Raw genomic sequence first — 15,679 nt, forward strand, 5'->3', positions numbered from 1 at the left:
GCCGGCGCCGTGGTCGGGTTAGCGCCGGAAACGGATTCCCTGCGGGGTGCTGTAGAAACCGGCCTGCAGCAGCGCCTGGGCCAGCGGGTCCTCAAGCACGGGGAGCCCGTTGACGGTGGCGATGGCAATCTTTTCCACCGCCGCGGTGCGCAAGGTGGCCACCAGCCTGGCGCCCAGGGCCGCCAGGTGCTCGGCCGGCCAGGAGCCGAAGCTGAGCACGGTGCGTCCACCGCGTTCCAGGTAGAAGGCCAGCTCCCCGTCGATCAGCCCCACCAGCGCCCCGGCCTTGCGCCCGGGCCGGTGCCCGGTCTCGGTGGCCGGCCAGGGCAGGGCGGCCCCGTACGGGTTGGCCGGGTCGGTGGCCGCCAGCACCAGGATGCGCGGTTGGCGCCGCGGGGTCTGGGTTTCCAGTTGGAAGGAACGCAGCCGGTCGATGGTGTTGGCGGAGGCGAACTGGGCGGCGCCGAGCTTCTCGATGAAGTAGCCGCGCCGCGTATGCCCGGCCTCCTCCAGCTTGCCCAGCACCCGGTACAGGGTGCCGAAGCCGCCGGGCACCTGTTCGGCGGCGACCGAGCCGCGGGTCACCACCCCGTAGCGTTCCAGCAGCACCTCCGCGGCGGCATGGGAGCGGATGGTCGGATCGGCCACCGGCTCGGGCAGCCGGCTCCAGCGGGCCCCGCCCGAACGCGCCGGGGCGTGCGGCGCGGCCGGGCTGCCGGCCAGCCGGGTGAGTCCGGAGAGCCGGTTCAGCCGTGCCGCGCGGGCCCGCGGCGGGGGCTTGGCGATCTTGTGCGCGGTGCTGCCCCCGGCCAGATAGCCGCGCACCGGGGACAGGGTGTCCGGGCTGATGAAGCCGGCCCAGAACAGCTGCCAGCACGCGTCACCGACCTGGGACAGGGACGGGGGCGCGTTGTCCTCCTCGGTCATCCAGGCGGCCAGCTCCTCCACAAAGTAGGCGCCGGTGCTCTCGAACCGCTCCAGCAGGCGCAGCGCGAACGCGTCCAGTTCGCTGCGGTCCCCCGGCGGCAGGGTCAAGCTGGCGTGCTCGGCCGTGTGCAGCGCCAGCCAGCCGTCCTTGCCGCCGGCGGCCCCCGCCCCGGCAATCAGCACATCACCGGAACTGGTCAGCTCATCCAGCGCGGCGCCGGTGTAGTTTTTCACCCGTGCCGGCAGCACCAGGGATTCCAGGGCGCTGGCCGGCACCTGGGCGCCGGTGAGCTGGCCGATGGCCTCATAGAGCCCGTCGGCGCCCTCCAGCTGGGAGCCCACCTGCTGCCAGACCGGCAGGAACCGGGCGAAGGTGGGCTGGTCCACCGGCTCAACCTCGGCGCGCAGCGCAGCCAGCGAACGGGTCCGGATGGTGCGCAGCACCTGGATGTCGCAGTACTCATCGCCGCTGACCCCCTCGGGCACAATCTCCAGGGGGCGGAACGCCCCGGTGGCCAGGCGCCCGGCGGCCACCAGCGCGTCGAGCACCGCCCGCACCACCGCCACGCCCAGGCCCAGTGCGCTGCCCGCCTCGGCCGGGGTGAACGGCCCGTGGGTGCGGGCGTAGCGGGAGACCAGGTCCTCCACCGGGTTGCTGGCCGGCTCCAGGAACGCCTGCGGGATCCCCGGCGGCAGCGGGGTGCCCAGCGCGTCGCGCAGCTTGCCGGCGTCCTCGATGGCCGCATACGCGTTCTGCCCGCCGCGGCGCAGCGGGAACACGCGGCGGGCGGCGAGCAGCGACTCGGCGTGCATCCCGGCGGCCGCCGCCTGCAGCGGCTCCCGCTCATCACGGGGGTCCGCCAGGCGCCGGGCCAGCTGCTCGGCGGTGAGCGGGCCGAGCAGGCGCAGCAGGTCCGCGGCCCCCTCCATGCCGCGCAGCCGGCGCTGCGGGGCCAGGTGCTGCAGCTGCGCCTCGTACTGGCGGATCACCTCCGCGTCCAGCACCTCGCGCACGTCGTTGCGGCCCAGCAGTTCACCGAGCAGCACCGGGTCCAGGCTCAGCGCCGCGGCGCGGCGTTCGGCCAGCGGGGCGTCGGACTCGTAGAGGAACTGGGCCACGTAGCCGAACAGCAGCGACTGGGCGAACGGGGAGGGGGTGGGGGTCTGCACCTCCACCATCCGGATGCCGCGGCTGCCCAGATCCTTGAGCACCTGCACCAGCGCCGGCAGGTTGTACACGTCATTGAGGCATTCGCGCACGGTTTCCAGGATGATCGGGAAATCCGGGTACTTGCGCGCCACATCCAGCAGCTGGCTGGCCCGCTGGCGCTGTTGCCACAGCGGGGTGCGCTTGGCCGGGTTGATCCGCGGCAGCAGCAGGGCCCGGGCCGCGCACTCCCGGAAGCGGGCGGCAAACAGCGCCGAGTTGGCCACCTGGGAGGTGACCGCGTCCACGATCTCATCATCGGCGAAGGTGAACAGCTCGGCGCCCGGCGGTTCGTCATCCATGGCCGGGATGCGCAGCACGATCCCGTCATCGGCGGCCATCGCCGAGGCGTCCAGGCCCCAGCGTTCGCGGATCCGCGCCCCGATCGCCAGCGCCCAGGGGGCGTGCACGCTCAGCCCCAGCGGGGAATGCAGCATCACCCGCCAGTCCCCGAGCTCGTCGACAAAACGCTCGATGACAAAGGTGGTGTGGCTCGGCACGGTGCCGGTGGCCTGCTTCTGCTCCTGCAGGTAGCTGAGCAGGTTGTTCGCCGCGTACTCGTCCAGGCCCTGCCCGCGCAGCCGGGCCAGGGCCGCGGGCTCCTCGGCGGCCAGCAGCCCGGTGGTGAAGCGCCCCAGCTCCCGGCCCAGCTCGATGGGCCGGCCCTGCCCGTCCCCGTGCCAGAAGGGCAGCTTGCCCGGCTGGCCGAACGCCGGGGAGACCAGCACCCGGTCATGGGTGATGTCCTCGATCCGCCAGCTGGTGGCCCCCAGCGCGAACACGTCGCCCACCCGGGACTCGTAGACCATCTCCTCATCCAGTTCACCCACCCGCTTCGGGGCCTTGGAGTCCTCGGCCCCGGCCAGGAACACCCCGAACAGCCCGCGGTCCGGGATGGTGCCCCCGGAGATGACCGCCAGGCGCTGGGCCCCGGGACGGGCGGAGAGGGTCCCGGCATCCCGGTCCCAGATGATCCGGGGCTTGAGGGTGGCGAACTCATCGGAGGGGTACTTGCCCGAGAGCATGTCCAGGGTGGCCAGGTAGGCGCTGCGCGGCAGCTGGGCATAGGGGGCGGAGCGGCGCACCGTGTCAAACCAGGACTCCACGCGCAAATCCGCCAGGGCGACCGCGGCCAGGGTCTGCTGGGCCAGCACGTCCAGCGGGTTGGCCAGCACCGTCATCTTCTCGATCTGCCCGGTGCGCATCCGGGTAACCACCAGCGCGGTGGACAGCAGGTCCGCCCGGTGCTTGGGGTAGAACACGCCGCGGGAGACGGAGCCGACCTGGTGCCCGGCACGGCCCACCCGCTGCAGCCCGGAGGAAACCGAGTTCGGCGACTCCACCTGGATCACCAGGTCCACCAGCCCCATGTCGATGCCCAGCTCCAGGGAGCTGGTGGCCACTACGGCGCGCAGCCGCCCCAGCTTCAGATCCTCCTCGATCACCGCGCGGGTGTCCTTGGACACCGAACCGTGGTGGGCGCGGGCCAGGATGGGGGCGGCCGGGTCGCTGCCGGCACTGGAACCGGCCTGGGCCATCAGCACCGCCGGGGTGCCGGCCGGTTGCGCCGGGTCCGGGGTGAAGCCCTCGCGTTCGGCGTAGAGCTCGTTGAGCCGGCCGGTCAGCCGCTCGGCCAGGCGGCGCGAGTTGGCGAAAATGATCGTGGACTGGTTGGCCAGCACCAAATCCACCAGCTGGTTCTCCACGTGCGGCCAGATGCTGGCCCCGGCGGTGGGGGAGGAGCCGGGCCCCAGGTCGTGGGCGGCGGCCGCGGCCGGCAGGTCGGTCATGTCCTGCACCGGCACCCGCACCGACAGCTCCCACTGCTTGGCCGCCGGCGGGCGCACAATGTTCACCGGCCGGGTGCCGCCCAGGAAGCGGGCCACCTCCTCGGGTGGTTCCACGGTCGCCGACAGCCCGATGCGCTGGGCCGGGGTGCCCAGCAGCACATCCAGCCGCTCCAGGGACAGGGCCAGGTGGGTGCCGCGCTTGGTCGCGGCCAGGGCGTGGACCTCGTCAATGATCACCGTCTGCACGGTGGCCAGCGTGCTGCGGGCCTGGCTGGTGAGCATCAGGTACAGCGATTCGGGGGTGGTGATCAGGATGTCCGGCGGGTTCTTCACCAGCTGGCGGCGCTCGGCGGCCGGGGTGTCCCCGGAACGGATGCCCACGCTCACCGCCGGCTGGCTGATGCCCAGATCGTGCGCGGTGGCCCTGATCCCGGCCAACGGGGAACGCAGGTTGCGTTCCACATCCACGCCCAGGGCCTTCAGCGGGGAAATGTAGAGCACACGGGTGCCGCCGCCGCTGGGCGGCTGCGGCAGCCCGGGCAGCGCCGGGGCGCCGGCGGCGGTGTTCAGCAGCGAGTCCAGGGCCCACAGGAACGCGGCCAGCGTCTTGCCCGAGCCGGTCGGGGCGATCACCAGCGTGTGGTTGCCCCGGGAGATCGAGTCCCAGGCGCCGTTTTGGGCCGCGGTGGGTTCCCGGAAGACATCGGTGAACCATTTGCGGGTCGGGGCGCCAAAACGCGAAAGGATTTCGCTCATGGTTCGATCTTAGGACCTGGGACCGACGGGTTAGGCGGGAGCCGGAGCCGGGGCGCGGTCACCGGGTGGTCCCGGTGATTTCGCGCAGCGCCGCCAGGTGCCCCACATAGGCGGCGCGTCCGGCGGCGCTGAGGCTCAGGCGCGTGCGGCTGCGCCCGGCGCGGCTGAAACGCTCGGCCCGGAGGTAGCCGGCGGCGTCCAGCTGCCGCAGGTGCTTGCTCAATACCGAATCGGTGATGCCCAGCAGGTCGCGCAGCTGGGCGAATTCGGCCCACTGGACCGGGGCCAGGCTCGCGCAGATGCGCAGCCGTATCGGGGCGTGGATCAGCGCATCGAATCCTTGTGGTTCAGTGGGCGTGCTCATGCGCGTCCTTCTGCCGGGCCAGCGCCAGCGCCCGGCGCATGCGCTGCTGGCAGAACCAGAACACCGCGAAGGCGCTGAGCCACTTCGCCGTGATCGCGATGGGGCCCAGGGCTTCCCAGAACTGCAGCACAGCCAGCGCCAGCAGGCCGAACAGGAAATAGCCGGCGTAGGCGCCGTCATTCTCCACCAGCCGGCGGGGCCGCGGGCGGCGGCGGTAGTGGAGCAGGCACCACAGGGCCAGGGGCAGCAGCAGGCTGGCCAACACGATCAGCAGCCCCAGCGGGGCGACATGCCGCAGGCTGAGCAGGGTTGCCACCCAGGCCCCCAGCAGCGCCAGCAGGCCCCGGGGGGCAGCGCTGGTGCGCACCATGTTCGCCGCGGCGTCATCGGCCAGTGCCAACAGCTCGGCCGCGGACTGCGCCGGAGCTCGGCCGGAGCCCGTGGATCCATGCATGAGCCGCTCTCTTTCCGTTGTGGAAAGTCTTGTCTTTCCGGTATGGAAAGTCAACCGGGTGCCATCGCCAGGGGCACTGATGGGGGCCGGAAGTCTAGACGTGGTGGTACTTGCCGCCGGCCAGGATGTCCTGGGCCCGGTAGAGCTGTTCGGTGAGGATCAGCCGGACCAGCTGGTGGGGAAAGACCAGCTTGGACAGCGACCAGGTGAAATCCGCGCGGTCGTGGACCGTGGAGTCCACCCCGTAGGCCCCGCCGATGACCACCACCACATTGCGGCCGGCGTCGATCGGGGCGCGCAGCGTGTTGGCCAGGGCCGGCGAATCGACGTTGCGCCCACGCTCATCAAGCAGCACCACGAAGTCGCCGGGCGCCACCTTGGCCAGGATGCGCGTCGATTCCTCGGCGCGCGCCGCCTCGTTGTCGCGGGCGGAATGGCTCAGCAGCTGCCAGGACAGGTTGAAGGGCTTCTTCAGCCGCTTCTCATAGCGCCCGATGCCCTCGGTGACCCAGGACTCATGCTTTTTCCCAACTGCCAGCACCTTGATTGTCATGACGCCATTCTCCCGCATCCCCGGCGGTGACCCGGTGACTTCTGCCGCGGGGCACGCACCGGGGCGGGGGGCGAAGACTACGATGGAAGCCATGCGATCCTCGTGGTATTTCCGGCCCGGCCAGCGCACCGGCGCAGCCCGGGCGCTGTGGGTGGTGCTGGGCCTGATCGTCGCCATGTTCTACTTCACCCGCCGTGTGGTGGTTTCCCTTGGCGCGGGTGGCTGGGTGCAGGATTTTGACGCCCCGGTGCAGCAGTGGGTGCTGGAGCACCAGGACCCGGTGCTGGCGGCCCTGGCCCATGGGTTGTATTGGTGGGGGTCCACACCGGGGATGACCGCCACCATGGTGTTGGTGACCGCGCTGTTGTGCTGGTTTACGCGCAGCTTCTGGCCGCTGGCCACCGTGGGCTTCACCGCGCTGGTTTCCGTCCTGCTCACCACGATCCTCAAGGGACGGCACGAAGTGATCAGGCCCGACGGGATCCCCGGGGGCCCGGAACCCCCCGGTTCCTTTTCCTTTCCCAGCGGCCACACGCTGAACGCCGCCGCGCTGATCGGCATCGCCGCCTACCTGGCCATCGTCTACGGGCTGCGCCGCTACGCCTACCTGATTGCCTCGCTGGCCGCGCTCTTCGTGTTGGCGATGGGCTTCTCCCGGATCTACCTGGGCCACCACTGGCTCTCCGATGTCGTGGTCGGCTTCGTGATCGGGGCCGGCTGGGCTGCGGTGGTGGCCATCCTGCACTACTACTTTGTTCCCTCGAAGCGCATTCGCCGATAATTCCGGTGTGCCAACGATCATTTCGAGATGTGAGAAATGTATCAAAGAACCGACGGCTTGTTGAGACTCGCGGCACATTAAAGCGACGAGCGAGATCGTCGGATTTTCCGCCGCGGATGTTGCCGCGGCCACGCGGCGGGGCCTGTTCCGTCACATAAAAACGTTGGATTCGCGCCGATCAGGAACCCATGGGCCGCGCTGCGGCCCGTGCGTGCGGTGTCCTTTGGGGACACGGTTAAGCCAGCTCACTCTTTTCCAGCTCCCGGGAATTTTCCCTGCGGCATTCTCATGCGGTGAGAATTTCGACTTGCCCCACCGCCGCGGTGGAAAGAACAATGGGTGACTGCGCCTGATTCCACCTGCCTTGAATCGGGTGGTGAACAGATCGTGGCCCGCAGCCCAGGGCCCCCGGCAAAGGTGTTATGTACGTAAGAAAAGTGTCCGATTCGCAGACCGCTCGGGTCCTGTGGATCCTCGCGGCGTTGGCCAAGGTCCCCCAGGCGACCGTTAAGGAGCTGTCCGAGGCGTCCCAGATTCCGGTCAGCTCGGTCTACCGGCTGCTGGATGACCTGGTGACCTCCGGCTTCGTGCACAAGACCTCCTCGCGGCACTACGGGGCCGGCCCGGTGGCCGTGCAGCTGGCCGAACGCTACCGCGACACCACCATGATGACCGGGACAATCACCCCCTACCTGCGCCAGCTCAGCCAGGACACCGGGGAGCTGGCCGCGTTCATGGTCGCCCACGGCGCCGAGGCGGTCTGCGTGGAATCGGTGGAGGCGGCCCGGGCGCTGCGCTGCAGCTACACGGTGGGCGCCTCCCAGCCGCTGACCTTCGGCGCCAGCGCCACCGCACTGCTGGCCCAGCTTCCGCCCGCATCCCGGGCGGAGATCTTTGACTTCCATGCCCTGGCCGAGACCGACCGCGAGCGCATCGACGCCGCCTGCGCGGCCGCCCAGGCCGCCGGCTACGCCCAAAGCGCCGGGGAACTGGACGAAGGTATCTGGGGAGTCAGCGCCCCGGTGCTTGACGGCGCCGGGGAACTGCAGGGTGTGGTCACCCTGATGGCTCCCATCCAGCGCAGCCAGCAGCGCCGCGCCCACCTGATCGAGCAAACCCGCCGCACTGCGATGAACCTGAGTGGAGGAATTAAATGACTTGGAAACAGCCCCAGGGCTGGTCCGGACGCGATGACGGGCCCGGACCCCAGAACGCCCGATGGCACAACACCATCACCCCGTGGCAACCCGGTGCCGACGTGGGCACCGCGTTGCTCGGCTTTGCCAGCGACGAGGGCGTGCGGCGCAACAAGGGCCGCACCGGGGCCCGCACGGGTGCCGCCTCGCTGCGCACCGCCCTGTCCTCGCTGGCCCTGCACGAACCGCTAAGGCTCTACGACGCCGGAGACATTGAAGTCCAGGGCCAGGAGCTGGAGGCCGGGCAGGAGGCCTTCGCCGCCGCGTTGGCCACCCTGCTCAGCGAGGGACACTTCACCGTGGGCCTGGGCGGTGGACATGAAATCACGTTCGCCAGCTACCGCGGGCTGGCCCGGGCCCTGGGCGATGAGACGCCCTGGAGCCTGGGCATCGTGAACATCGACGCCCACTTTGACCTGCGCGAAGAACCGCTGGCCAGCTCCGGCACCGGGTTCGCCCAGATCGCCCGGGCACAGCAGGACGCCGGCCGGGAATTCCGCTACGCCGCGGTGGGCATCAGCGAGGCCTCCAATACCCGCAAGCTCTTCGACTACGCCCGCAGTCTGGGCGTTGAGGTGCTGCTGGACACCGAATGCCACCTGGGGAACCTGGATGGGGTGCGCGGCTTTGTCACCGACTTCGCCGACTCGGTGGACCACCTGTACCTGACCATCGACCTGGACGCGCTGCCGGCCAGCATCGCCCCGGGAGTCAGCGCCCCGGCCGGATTCGGCATCGGGCTGGAGGTGGTGCGCGAGGTGGTGCTCGCCGCGGCCGGCAGCAACAAGCTCATGCACGCGGACATTGCGGAGCTGAACCCGCTCTTTGACATTGACCAGCGCACCGCCCGCACGGGCGCCCGGCTGCTCAACGACCTGATCCTGAACCGAGGGTAGACATCTATGGAATTGCAATTATCACTGGTCCAGACCTCGGCGCTGGCCATGGTCCTGCTGGCCTTCGGCGAGTTCGCCCGGCGCCGGGTGGGATTCTTGGAGAAGTTCTGCATTCCCGCCCCGGTGGTGGGCGGCTTCCTCTTCGCACTGCTGGTGCTGGTGCTGCGCCAGACCGGCGCTGCCGAAATCAGCCTGGACACCTCGCTGCAGACCCCGGCCATGATCGCGTTCTTCTCCACCATCGGCCTGGCCGGTTCGCTGGCCACCATTAAAAAGGGCGGCAAGCTGCTGCTGGTGTACCTGGTGGCCTGTTGGTCCCTGGCGATCGCGCAGAACCTGATCGGCATGGGCATGGCCAAGGTGCTGGGGGTCGATCCGATGCTGGGCATCATGGCCGGCGCGGTCAGCCTGGAAGGCGGGCACGGCGGCGCGGCCGCGTTCGGCCCGACCGCCGAGGAAATGGGCGTGCAGGGCGCAACCACCGTGGCGATCGCCTCGGCGACCTTCGGCCTGGTGGCCGGCAGCCTGCTGGGCGGCATGCTGGCCAGCTTCCTGATGCACTGGCACAAGCTCAAGGCCCCGCAGAAGGCCGGGGTGCGTGAGGCAAAGCAGCCGGTGGGCGCGGGCATGCGCAAGCTGGCCGGTGGCGGCGGCTCGGCCGGCGGCCCGGCGGTGGGTGAGGACCTGGACGAGGCGATCAAGCAGCCCGGGGATGAAATCAGCAACTACTCCTCGCTGTTGTCCACGGCCACGGTCATCGGCATCATCATGGTGGTCGGCATGCTGCTGGGCGACTGGATCGCCGAGATCACCGGCTTCTCCCTGCCGGCCTACGTCGGTGCGATGATCATCGCGGTGATCTTCCGCAACCTGAACGACAAGCTGAAGCTGATCAAGATCAACGACGACTCGGTCAACCTGATCTCCCAGATGACCCTCGGCTTCTTCCTGACCCTGGCGATGATGAGCCTGAAGATCTGGGAGCTGGCGAACCTGGCCGGCCCGCTGTCGGTCATCCTGCTGGTGCAGCTGGTGTTCATCGTCCTGTTCTCCGCGTTCGTGGTGTTCCGGATGATGGGCAAGGACTACGACGCGGCGACCATGGTCGCCGGCTTTCTGGGCCACGGCCTGGGCGCCACCCCGAATGCGCTGGCGAACATGGACGCGTTCAACGCCAAGTTCGGGATCCGCTCCGAGAAGGCCTTCCTGATTGTGCCGCTGGCCGGTGCGGTGCTGATCGACCTGGTGGCGCTGCCCTGGATTGTGTGGTGCATGAACCTGGTCGCCTAGCCGCGCCACGGTCTTCACCCCGCGGTGCCCCACCCCCTGCTGTTGCCGGGGGTGGGGCACCGTTGGTTTCCCCGGTCCGCTGACCGTCGCGCTAAGCTGGGGCGAAACCCCGGGGAGGAACAATGGGCGCCGAGATGGACATGCAGGCCGCGCTGCTGGCCGGACGCCGCGGACGGCGGCTGCTGTACGAGCTGGTTGCGGCCAGCCAGCTGGAGCAGGACACGGAGGGTGGCGGGCCGGCACCGGTGCTCGGTGCGTTCCACGACGCCGCCTACCTGGTGGCCAAGGAGCGCGGGGATGCGGTGGCCCGGTTCGTGGCTGTCCCCGAAGGCGCGCCGGTGACCACCGCGGACCTGGAACCGGTGATGCCCACCGACGCCGAACTGGCGGCGCTGCTTGGCCAGGTGGCGCTGCCGGAACCGAGCCTGCCCACGGTGCGCCGGGCCCTGGCCGCCTCGGTGGACGCCGCAATGTACTGGCAGCCACCCGATGGCGAGGACACGCTGCTGGGCCGGGCGGACATCATCCCGGCCCTGCGCCGGCTGGCGGGTGCGCTCGGCCCCTCACGCCCGGTCACCAGGTGGACGGATGCGTGCGCCCGGGCGGATCAATGGAGCATCACCTGGGATGATGTGCAGGGCCTTGGCGGGCCCGGGCCGGAGCAACCGGTGCCATCGGCGGCCGAATGCCTGGCCCGCTGGAAGGAACAGGTTGTGCGGGAGAACGGGCGGCGGCGCCGGGAGCTGCGCCGGCCGCTGCGCAAGCTGGGCAGCGGGCCGTGGTGGTCCACCCCGCCCTTTGGCACGGTCCGCTCCACCGGGCGTTTTGCCGACGGCACCCCGGTGGGGCTGTGGTGCGCCGAAGACGGGATGGGTTGGCGCGGGGCGCAGCTGCGCCGGCTGAGCGTGCCGGCCGATGCCCCCGTCTATGAGATCACCGGGCCCAACAGCTGGGCCCGGCTGTGCCGCCAGTACCCGCTGGAGGTCACCGCGCTGCGCCGCCGCGACTGGTTTGATACCACCGGGCGCGACGGGCGCTGGGTGATCCCGGACTTCTCGGCGGTGGCCCGGGACTACGCGGGCGTGCACCTGAGCATTGCCGGGTACCTGGCCACCGCCGGGGAAGTGGTCCCGGTGGACGAGCACACCGCCTCGCTCATCGCCGGCTGGGACCCCGATGCCACCTACTGGCTGCGGGACGAAACGGCGCTGGTCGGGCAGGCGCAGCGCTGGGTGCTGGACGATGCCGGTCCGGGCCCGGATGACTGGGTCCGGGTCCGGTCCTCGGCCTGAGGACCGCTGGGCTACTGCTGGTACTCGGCCAGGACCTTATTGCCGATCTTGAAGGCCACGTTCGCCGCCGGGACCGAGCAGTAGATGGCGCTTTGCAGGAACACTTCCTTGATCTGCTCGGGCGTCATCCCGTTGCGCAGGGCCGCGTGCACGTGCATCTCCAGCTCCTCCCAGTAGCCGCCGGCAATCATGGCCGTCAGGGTGATGGCGCTGCGGGTGGTGCGCGGCAGGCCCTCGCGGGTCCAGATCGTGCCCCAGGCGTAGCGGGTGATCATTTCCTGGAATTCATCGGTGAACTCGTTCGAGGTGCTGCTGGCCCGGTCCACGTGCTCGTGGCCGAGCACCTCACGGCGGACCGCCATCCCGGCATCATAGGTGTCCCCGGGCAGGCGCTGTGAATCTGTCATGGTCAAACCTTTGCTAGTTGGCGGTGAAGAAGGCGCTCAGCTGGCGCGCGGTGGCCTGCGGGTCCTCGGCCGGGGCCAGGTGGGCGACGCTCTCAATGATGGCGCAGCGGCCCCGCGGGGCGTGCTCGGCAATGAACTGGGCATCGGAGGGCGGACAGACCTGGTCATGGGCGCCGTTCAGGGCCAGCAGCGGGTCGGTGAGCCCGGCCAGCTCTTCGCGCAGGTCGAACCCGGCCAGCGCCCGGCAGACGTGGGCGTAGGAGAAGCGGTCGGCGTCCTGCAGGTTGTGCAGCAGATTGGTGGAGGTGACCGGGTCCTTCTCGATGAACCCCGGGGCAAACCAGCGCTGGGCGGAGCCGACCACCATGGTCGGGGTTCCGGCGGCGGCGACCAGGTCGGCCCGTTCGTTCCAGGCCTGCTCCGTCCCGATCTTGGCCGCCGAGCACACCACCGAGAGCGCCTGGAACGCGCCGGGATGGTCGTGGGCCAGCTGCAGGGCGATGGCCCCGCCCACGGACACCCCCGCATAGTAGGGCCCGGCCCCCTGGTCGATGACCCCATCCACGCGCAGCGCCTGGATCATGTCCATGACCGCCTGGGCCAGCTCGGTCATGGTGAACGGCTGCGTGGCCGGCTGGCTCGCACCGTGGCCGGGCAGGTCCCAGGCGATGAGCTGGAAGCCGTCCTTCAGGTGGGGGACGGCCGGGCCCCACAGGTGTAGCGCGCCGGTACCCAACGACGGGCCCAGGATCAGCGTCGGCAGCGAGGCGTCGAGGTGGAGCAGCGAGGGGGTTAGTTGTGGGACAGCCATGATTCCTTCCACAGGGCGTAATCGGCAAGAACGGTGTCGGTGAAGCGTGCGGCGCTGCCCAGGTAGCCGGCCGGGTCCAGCAGCTCATCAAGCTGCGCGTCGGACAGGTCCGTGTGGGAGACCTCCAGGCGCAGCAGCTCGCGCAGGCTCACCTGGTCGGTGAGCGAACGGCGCACCAGATCCTGGACGGCGGGCTTGCCGCCCGCAATGACCGGGGCCAGCACGGTGGCCAGGCGTTCGGAGAGCACCGCGTCCCCGCCCAGGGCCAGGTTGCGGGCCAGCGCCGATTCGTTGACGCGCAGCCCGTTGGCCAGCACGTCGGCGTGCTCGGCGCTGCCCACCGCCAGGCGCAGCAGTTCGCGCAGTGCCGGCCATTCGGCGTGCCAGGCGCCATCCGGGCGTTCGTCGGCCGCGGTGCCGGCGGCGGTGAACAGCGTTCCCACCAGGGCCGGGGCGCTGAGCGCCGCGGTGCGCAGCAGCAGCGAATGCACCGGGTTCTGCTTCTGCGGCATGGCCGAGGACCCGCCCTTGCCGGCCTCGCGTGGCTCGGAGAGCTCCCCAATTTCCGGGCGGGAGGCGGTGAGCACATCGGTGCCGAAGGTGCCCAGCGCCGCGATCACCGTCCCCAGTGCGGAGCCAGCCTGCAGCAGCGGCACACGGTTGGTGTGCCACGGGACCTGCCGGTCCACCAGCTGCAGTTCGGCCGCCATACGGCGGACCAGTTCGGCGCTGTCTGGGTGGGTCCTGGGCTGGTCGGCAAGGAACTGGTCCAGGGAGGCCAGCGTGCCCACCGCGCCGCCCCACTGCAGCGCCAGCGTGTTGGACAGCTCCTGCAGCGCCCGGCCGGCCGAACCCAGCGCGGAAAGCCACGCGGCGGCCCTGTAGCCGAAGGTGGTGGGCAGCGCATGCTGGGTCAGCGACCTGGCAATGCACGGGGTCCGGGCATAGGTGCGCGCCAGTGCGGCCAGGCCCTCACCCGCCGCATGCAGGTGGGTGGACACCACCTTGATGCCGCGGGCCAGCAGCAGCATCAGCGCGGAATCGATGATGTCCTGGCTGGTGGCCCCGCGGTGCAGCACCGTGCCGGTGCCCCCAGGCGCGCCGTCCCGGGCCAGCAACTCGCGCATCATGCCCAGCAGCGGGATCAGCGCGTTCGCTCCGTCCGGGGTCCGCCGCGCCACTTCGGCCAGGTCGTAGCGTTCGGCGCGGGCCACGGCGTCCACCGCCGCGGCCTGCTGCGCGGTGCACAGTCCGGCCCCGGCCTGCACCCGCACCCAGGCGGCCTCAACATCAAGCATCGCCTGGACGAAGGCGGTGTCATCGGCCAGCCGGGCCGCGGCGCCGCCGGCCCACGCCGGGCTGAGCACCCCGTAATCGGCATTAGTCATCGGTCAACCTCACTTCGGCAATACGTTCAACGCCCCGCCGGGGCGGAAGGCCGCGGTGCTTGGGCACCTGCAGCTTCCACCCTAGCGGGGCAGCTTCTCCTGCTTCCTAGCTTTCGCGCGGGTAGGTCAGGAACACGGTCTCGTCCTCACCCTGCAGCCGAATGTCAAAGCGCAGTGATCCGTCCTGTTCCCGGGTGGCGATCAGGGTCTTGCGCCGCTCCTCGGGCAGCGCCGACAGCAGCGGGTCATTGGCCAGCGCCTCGGTGTCCTCCGGCAGGTAGATGCGGGTGAACAGGCGGTTGAGCAGCCCGCGCGCGAACACGGTGAGCATGATGAACGGGGCCTTGCCCGCCTCGGTCGCGCCCGGGTTCACGGTGGTGAAGGTGTAGCGGCCCACGTTGTCCACCGCCACCCGGCCCCAGCCGGTGAACGTGTAGCCGTCGCGCAGCAGCGAACCGTCCTGGGTGGGCACCCGTCCCTGATGGTCCGCCTGCCAGATCTCCAGCATCGAATCCGGGATGGGGGTGCCCTGCCCATCGGTGATCACCCCGTGCAAGCGCACCGCGTTTGGGTTGGACGGGTGGATCAGTTCGTGGCCCTTGTCGTAGGGCAGTGCGTAGCCGTAGAACGGGCCGATGGTCTGTCCCGGGGTCGGGACGAGCTTCAGCTCTGGTGCCGGTGCCATTTAGTGGTCCCCCTCTTCGTCTTCCATCCAGGTGCGGTTGCTGCCGGTGAGCACAATGTCCCAGTTGTAGCCGGTGGCCCACTCATGCGAGGTGATCGAGTGGTCGTAGGTGGCGACCAGCCGGTCGCGGGCCTTCTGGTCGGTGATCGACTGGTAGATCGGGTCCAGGGAGAACAGCGGGTCACCGGGGAAGTACATCTGGGTGATCATCCGCTGGGTGAAGTCCGTGCCAAACAGCGAGAAGTGGATGTGCGCCGGACGCCAGGCGTTGTGGTGGTTCTTCCACGGGTACGGTGCCGGCTTGATGGTGGTGAACGTGTACTCGCCATTCGGCCCGGTGATCGCCCGGCCCACCCCGGTGAAGTTCGGGTCAATCGGGGCCGGGTGCTGGTCGCGCTTGTGGATGTAGCGTCCGGCCGCGTTGGCCTGCCAGACCTCAATCAGCTGCCCCGCCACCGGACGGCCGTCCCCGTCCAGTACCCGGCCGGAGACCACGATGCGCTCGCCGATGGGGTCCCCGTTGTGCTGGATGGTCAGGTCCGATTCCAGGATGTGCACGTCCCGGTCCCCGAAGGCGGGGGAGTGCAGCTCAATGGTTTCCGGATCCGTGTGGTGCAGGTCCTTGGTGGGGTGGCGCAGCAGGGAGGAACGGTAGGGGGCGAAGTCGATCCGCGGCTGGGTTTCCTCCTTCTTCCCGGCCAGCACCTCCTGCCGGTAGGCCTCATGGATGTCCTGGATTTCGCTGGTGATGGTTTCCTGCGAGTCGGCGGTGGCGGCAGGATCCAGGACGCGCGGGTTCTCGAACGTCTCATCGGTGGTGTGGTTCGTATCGGTGCTCACTGCGTGCTCCTTTCAGTGGTCAATGGGCGGGAAGGTGGTGGT

Annotated in this window: 14 protein-coding genes; 5 read left to right on the top strand and 9 right to left on the bottom strand. The window is 69.9% G+C overall.

The annotated features are described in order from the left end of the window. Positions 1–18 precede the first annotated feature (18 nt). The 4 genes from GcLGCM259_RS01680 to GcLGCM259_RS01695 all read right to left on the bottom strand — a co-directional run bounded on the left by GcLGCM259_RS01680 (position 19) and on the right by GcLGCM259_RS01695 (position 6,051). Positions 19–4,680: an ATP-dependent helicase gene (locus GcLGCM259_RS01680; RefSeq protein WP_138925568.1), complete on the bottom strand. Its 4,662-nt coding sequence runs from the start codon at positions 4,678–4,680 to the stop codon at positions 19–21. Positions 4,681–4,738: 58 nt separating this feature from the next. Next, positions 4,739–5,044: a transcriptional regulator gene (locus GcLGCM259_RS01685; RefSeq protein WP_138925569.1), complete on the bottom strand. Its 306-nt coding sequence runs from the start codon at positions 5,042–5,044 to the stop codon at positions 4,739–4,741. Beyond that, positions 5,028–5,498 carry a hypothetical protein gene (locus GcLGCM259_RS01690; RefSeq protein ID WP_138925570.1) on the bottom strand — a complete coding sequence of 157 codons (471 nt, stop codon included), beginning with the start codon at positions 5,496–5,498 and terminating at the stop codon, positions 5,028–5,030. The genes GcLGCM259_RS01685 and GcLGCM259_RS01690 overlap by 17 nt, the downstream gene beginning before the upstream one ends. Positions 5,499–5,592: 94 nt before the next feature. Continuing rightward, the gene (locus tag GcLGCM259_RS01695) at positions 5,593–6,051 is read right to left on the bottom strand and encodes a 23S rRNA (pseudouridine(1915)-N(3))-methyltransferase RlmH (protein WP_171021146.1); all 459 of its coding nucleotides are present in this window, start codon (positions 6,049–6,051) and stop codon (positions 5,593–5,595) included. Positions 6,052–6,142: 91 nt separating this feature from the next. On the opposite strand from GcLGCM259_RS01695, the gene GcLGCM259_RS01700 reads away from it, so the two are divergent. The 5 genes from GcLGCM259_RS01700 to GcLGCM259_RS01720 all read left to right on the top strand — a co-directional run bounded on the left by GcLGCM259_RS01700 (position 6,143) and on the right by GcLGCM259_RS01720 (position 11,506). After that, positions 6,143–6,832, top strand: a complete 690-nt coding sequence (locus tag GcLGCM259_RS01700) for a phosphatase PAP2 family protein (RefSeq protein ID WP_175419292.1) — start codon at positions 6,143–6,145, stop codon at positions 6,830–6,832. A gap of 437 nt (positions 6,833–7,269) precedes the next feature. Next, entirely contained in the window at positions 7,270–7,989 is a 720-nt protein-coding gene (locus GcLGCM259_RS01705; RefSeq protein WP_175419293.1) for an IclR family transcriptional regulator, read from the top strand. After that, positions 7,986–8,924, top strand: coding sequence for a formimidoylglutamase (hutG, locus tag GcLGCM259_RS01710; RefSeq protein WP_138925573.1), 939 nt, complete (start codon positions 7,986–7,988; stop codon positions 8,922–8,924). Before GcLGCM259_RS01705 ends, hutG begins: the two co-directional genes overlap by 4 nt. Before the next feature lie 6 nt (positions 8,925–8,930). Next, the gene (locus tag GcLGCM259_RS01715) at positions 8,931–10,214 is read left to right on the top strand and encodes a sodium/glutamate symporter (protein ID WP_138175108.1); all 1,284 of its coding nucleotides are present in this window, start codon (positions 8,931–8,933) and stop codon (positions 10,212–10,214) included. 122 nt (positions 10,215–10,336) lie between these two features. Continuing rightward, entirely contained in the window at positions 10,337–11,506 is a 1,170-nt protein-coding gene (locus tag GcLGCM259_RS01720) for a hypothetical protein (RefSeq protein WP_138925574.1), read from the top strand. Positions 11,507–11,517: 11 nt separating this feature from the next. Here GcLGCM259_RS01720 and pcaC read toward each other — a convergent pair whose 3' ends face one another. From pcaC to pcaH, 5 genes are all read right to left on the bottom strand, one after another. After that, complete coding sequence (pcaC, locus tag GcLGCM259_RS01725; RefSeq protein ID WP_138925575.1) at positions 11,518–11,913, bottom strand: 4-carboxymuconolactone decarboxylase; 396 nt, start codon at positions 11,911–11,913, stop codon at positions 11,518–11,520. A 13-nt stretch (positions 11,914–11,926) separates the two neighbouring features. Then, positions 11,927–12,724 carry an alpha/beta fold hydrolase gene (locus GcLGCM259_RS01730; RefSeq protein ID WP_138175102.1) on the bottom strand — a complete coding sequence of 266 codons (798 nt, stop codon included), beginning with the start codon at positions 12,722–12,724 and terminating at the stop codon, positions 11,927–11,929. Next, positions 12,706–14,112 (bottom strand): lyase family protein, encoded by a 1,407-nt coding sequence (locus tag GcLGCM259_RS01735; protein WP_138925576.1) that lies wholly within the window; start codon positions 14,110–14,112, stop codon positions 12,706–12,708. Before GcLGCM259_RS01735 ends, GcLGCM259_RS01730 begins: the two co-directional genes overlap by 19 nt. A gap of 106 nt (positions 14,113–14,218) precedes the next feature. Next, the gene (gene pcaG / locus GcLGCM259_RS01740) at positions 14,219–14,797 is read right to left on the bottom strand and encodes a protocatechuate 3,4-dioxygenase subunit alpha (protein WP_138925577.1); all 579 of its coding nucleotides are present in this window, start codon (positions 14,795–14,797) and stop codon (positions 14,219–14,221) included. Beyond that, on the bottom strand, positions 14,798–15,637 hold the full coding sequence (pcaH, locus tag GcLGCM259_RS01745) for a protocatechuate 3,4-dioxygenase subunit beta (RefSeq protein ID WP_138925578.1): 840 nt from the start codon (positions 15,635–15,637) through the stop codon (positions 14,798–14,800). Positions 15,638–15,679 lie beyond the last annotated feature (42 nt).

Source organism: Glutamicibacter creatinolyticus (assembly GCF_006094275.1).
In the GTDB taxonomy this organism is placed as follows: domain Bacteria; phylum Actinomycetota; class Actinomycetes; order Actinomycetales; family Micrococcaceae; genus Glutamicibacter; species Glutamicibacter creatinolyticus.

Bases quoted from the DNA above. Each gene is read 5' to 3' on its own strand.
- GcLGCM259_RS01680 (WP_138925568.1), bottom strand. From the start codon at position 4,680: ATGAGCGAAATCCTTTCGCGTTTTGGCGCCCCGACCCGCAAATGGTTC.
- GcLGCM259_RS01685 (WP_138925569.1), bottom strand. From the start codon at position 5,044: ATGAGCACGCCCACTGAACCACAAGGATTCGATGCGCTGATCCACGCC.
- GcLGCM259_RS01690 (WP_138925570.1), bottom strand. From the start codon at position 5,498: ATGCATGGATCCACGGGCTCCGGCCGAGCTCCGGCGCAGTCCGCGGCC.
- GcLGCM259_RS01695 (WP_171021146.1), bottom strand. From the start codon at position 6,051: ATGACAATCAAGGTGCTGGCAGTTGGGAAAAAGCATGAGTCCTGGGTC.
- GcLGCM259_RS01700 (WP_175419292.1), top strand. From the start codon at position 6,143: ATGCGATCCTCGTGGTATTTCCGGCCCGGCCAGCGCACCGGCGCAGCC.
- hutG (WP_138925573.1), top strand. From the start codon at position 7,986: ATGACTTGGAAACAGCCCCAGGGCTGGTCCGGACGCGATGACGGGCCC.
- GcLGCM259_RS01715 (WP_138175108.1), top strand. From the start codon at position 8,931: ATGGAATTGCAATTATCACTGGTCCAGACCTCGGCGCTGGCCATGGTC.
- GcLGCM259_RS01720 (WP_138925574.1), top strand. From the start codon at position 10,337: ATGGGCGCCGAGATGGACATGCAGGCCGCGCTGCTGGCCGGACGCCGC.
- pcaC (WP_138925575.1), bottom strand. From the start codon at position 11,913: ATGACAGATTCACAGCGCCTGCCCGGGGACACCTATGATGCCGGGATG.
- GcLGCM259_RS01730 (WP_138175102.1), bottom strand. From the start codon at position 12,724: ATGGCTGTCCCACAACTAACCCCCTCGCTGCTCCACCTCGACGCCTCG.
- GcLGCM259_RS01735 (WP_138925576.1), bottom strand. From the start codon at position 14,112: ATGACTAATGCCGATTACGGGGTGCTCAGCCCGGCGTGGGCCGGCGGC.
- pcaG (WP_138925577.1), bottom strand. From the start codon at position 14,797: ATGGCACCGGCACCAGAGCTGAAGCTCGTCCCGACCCCGGGACAGACC.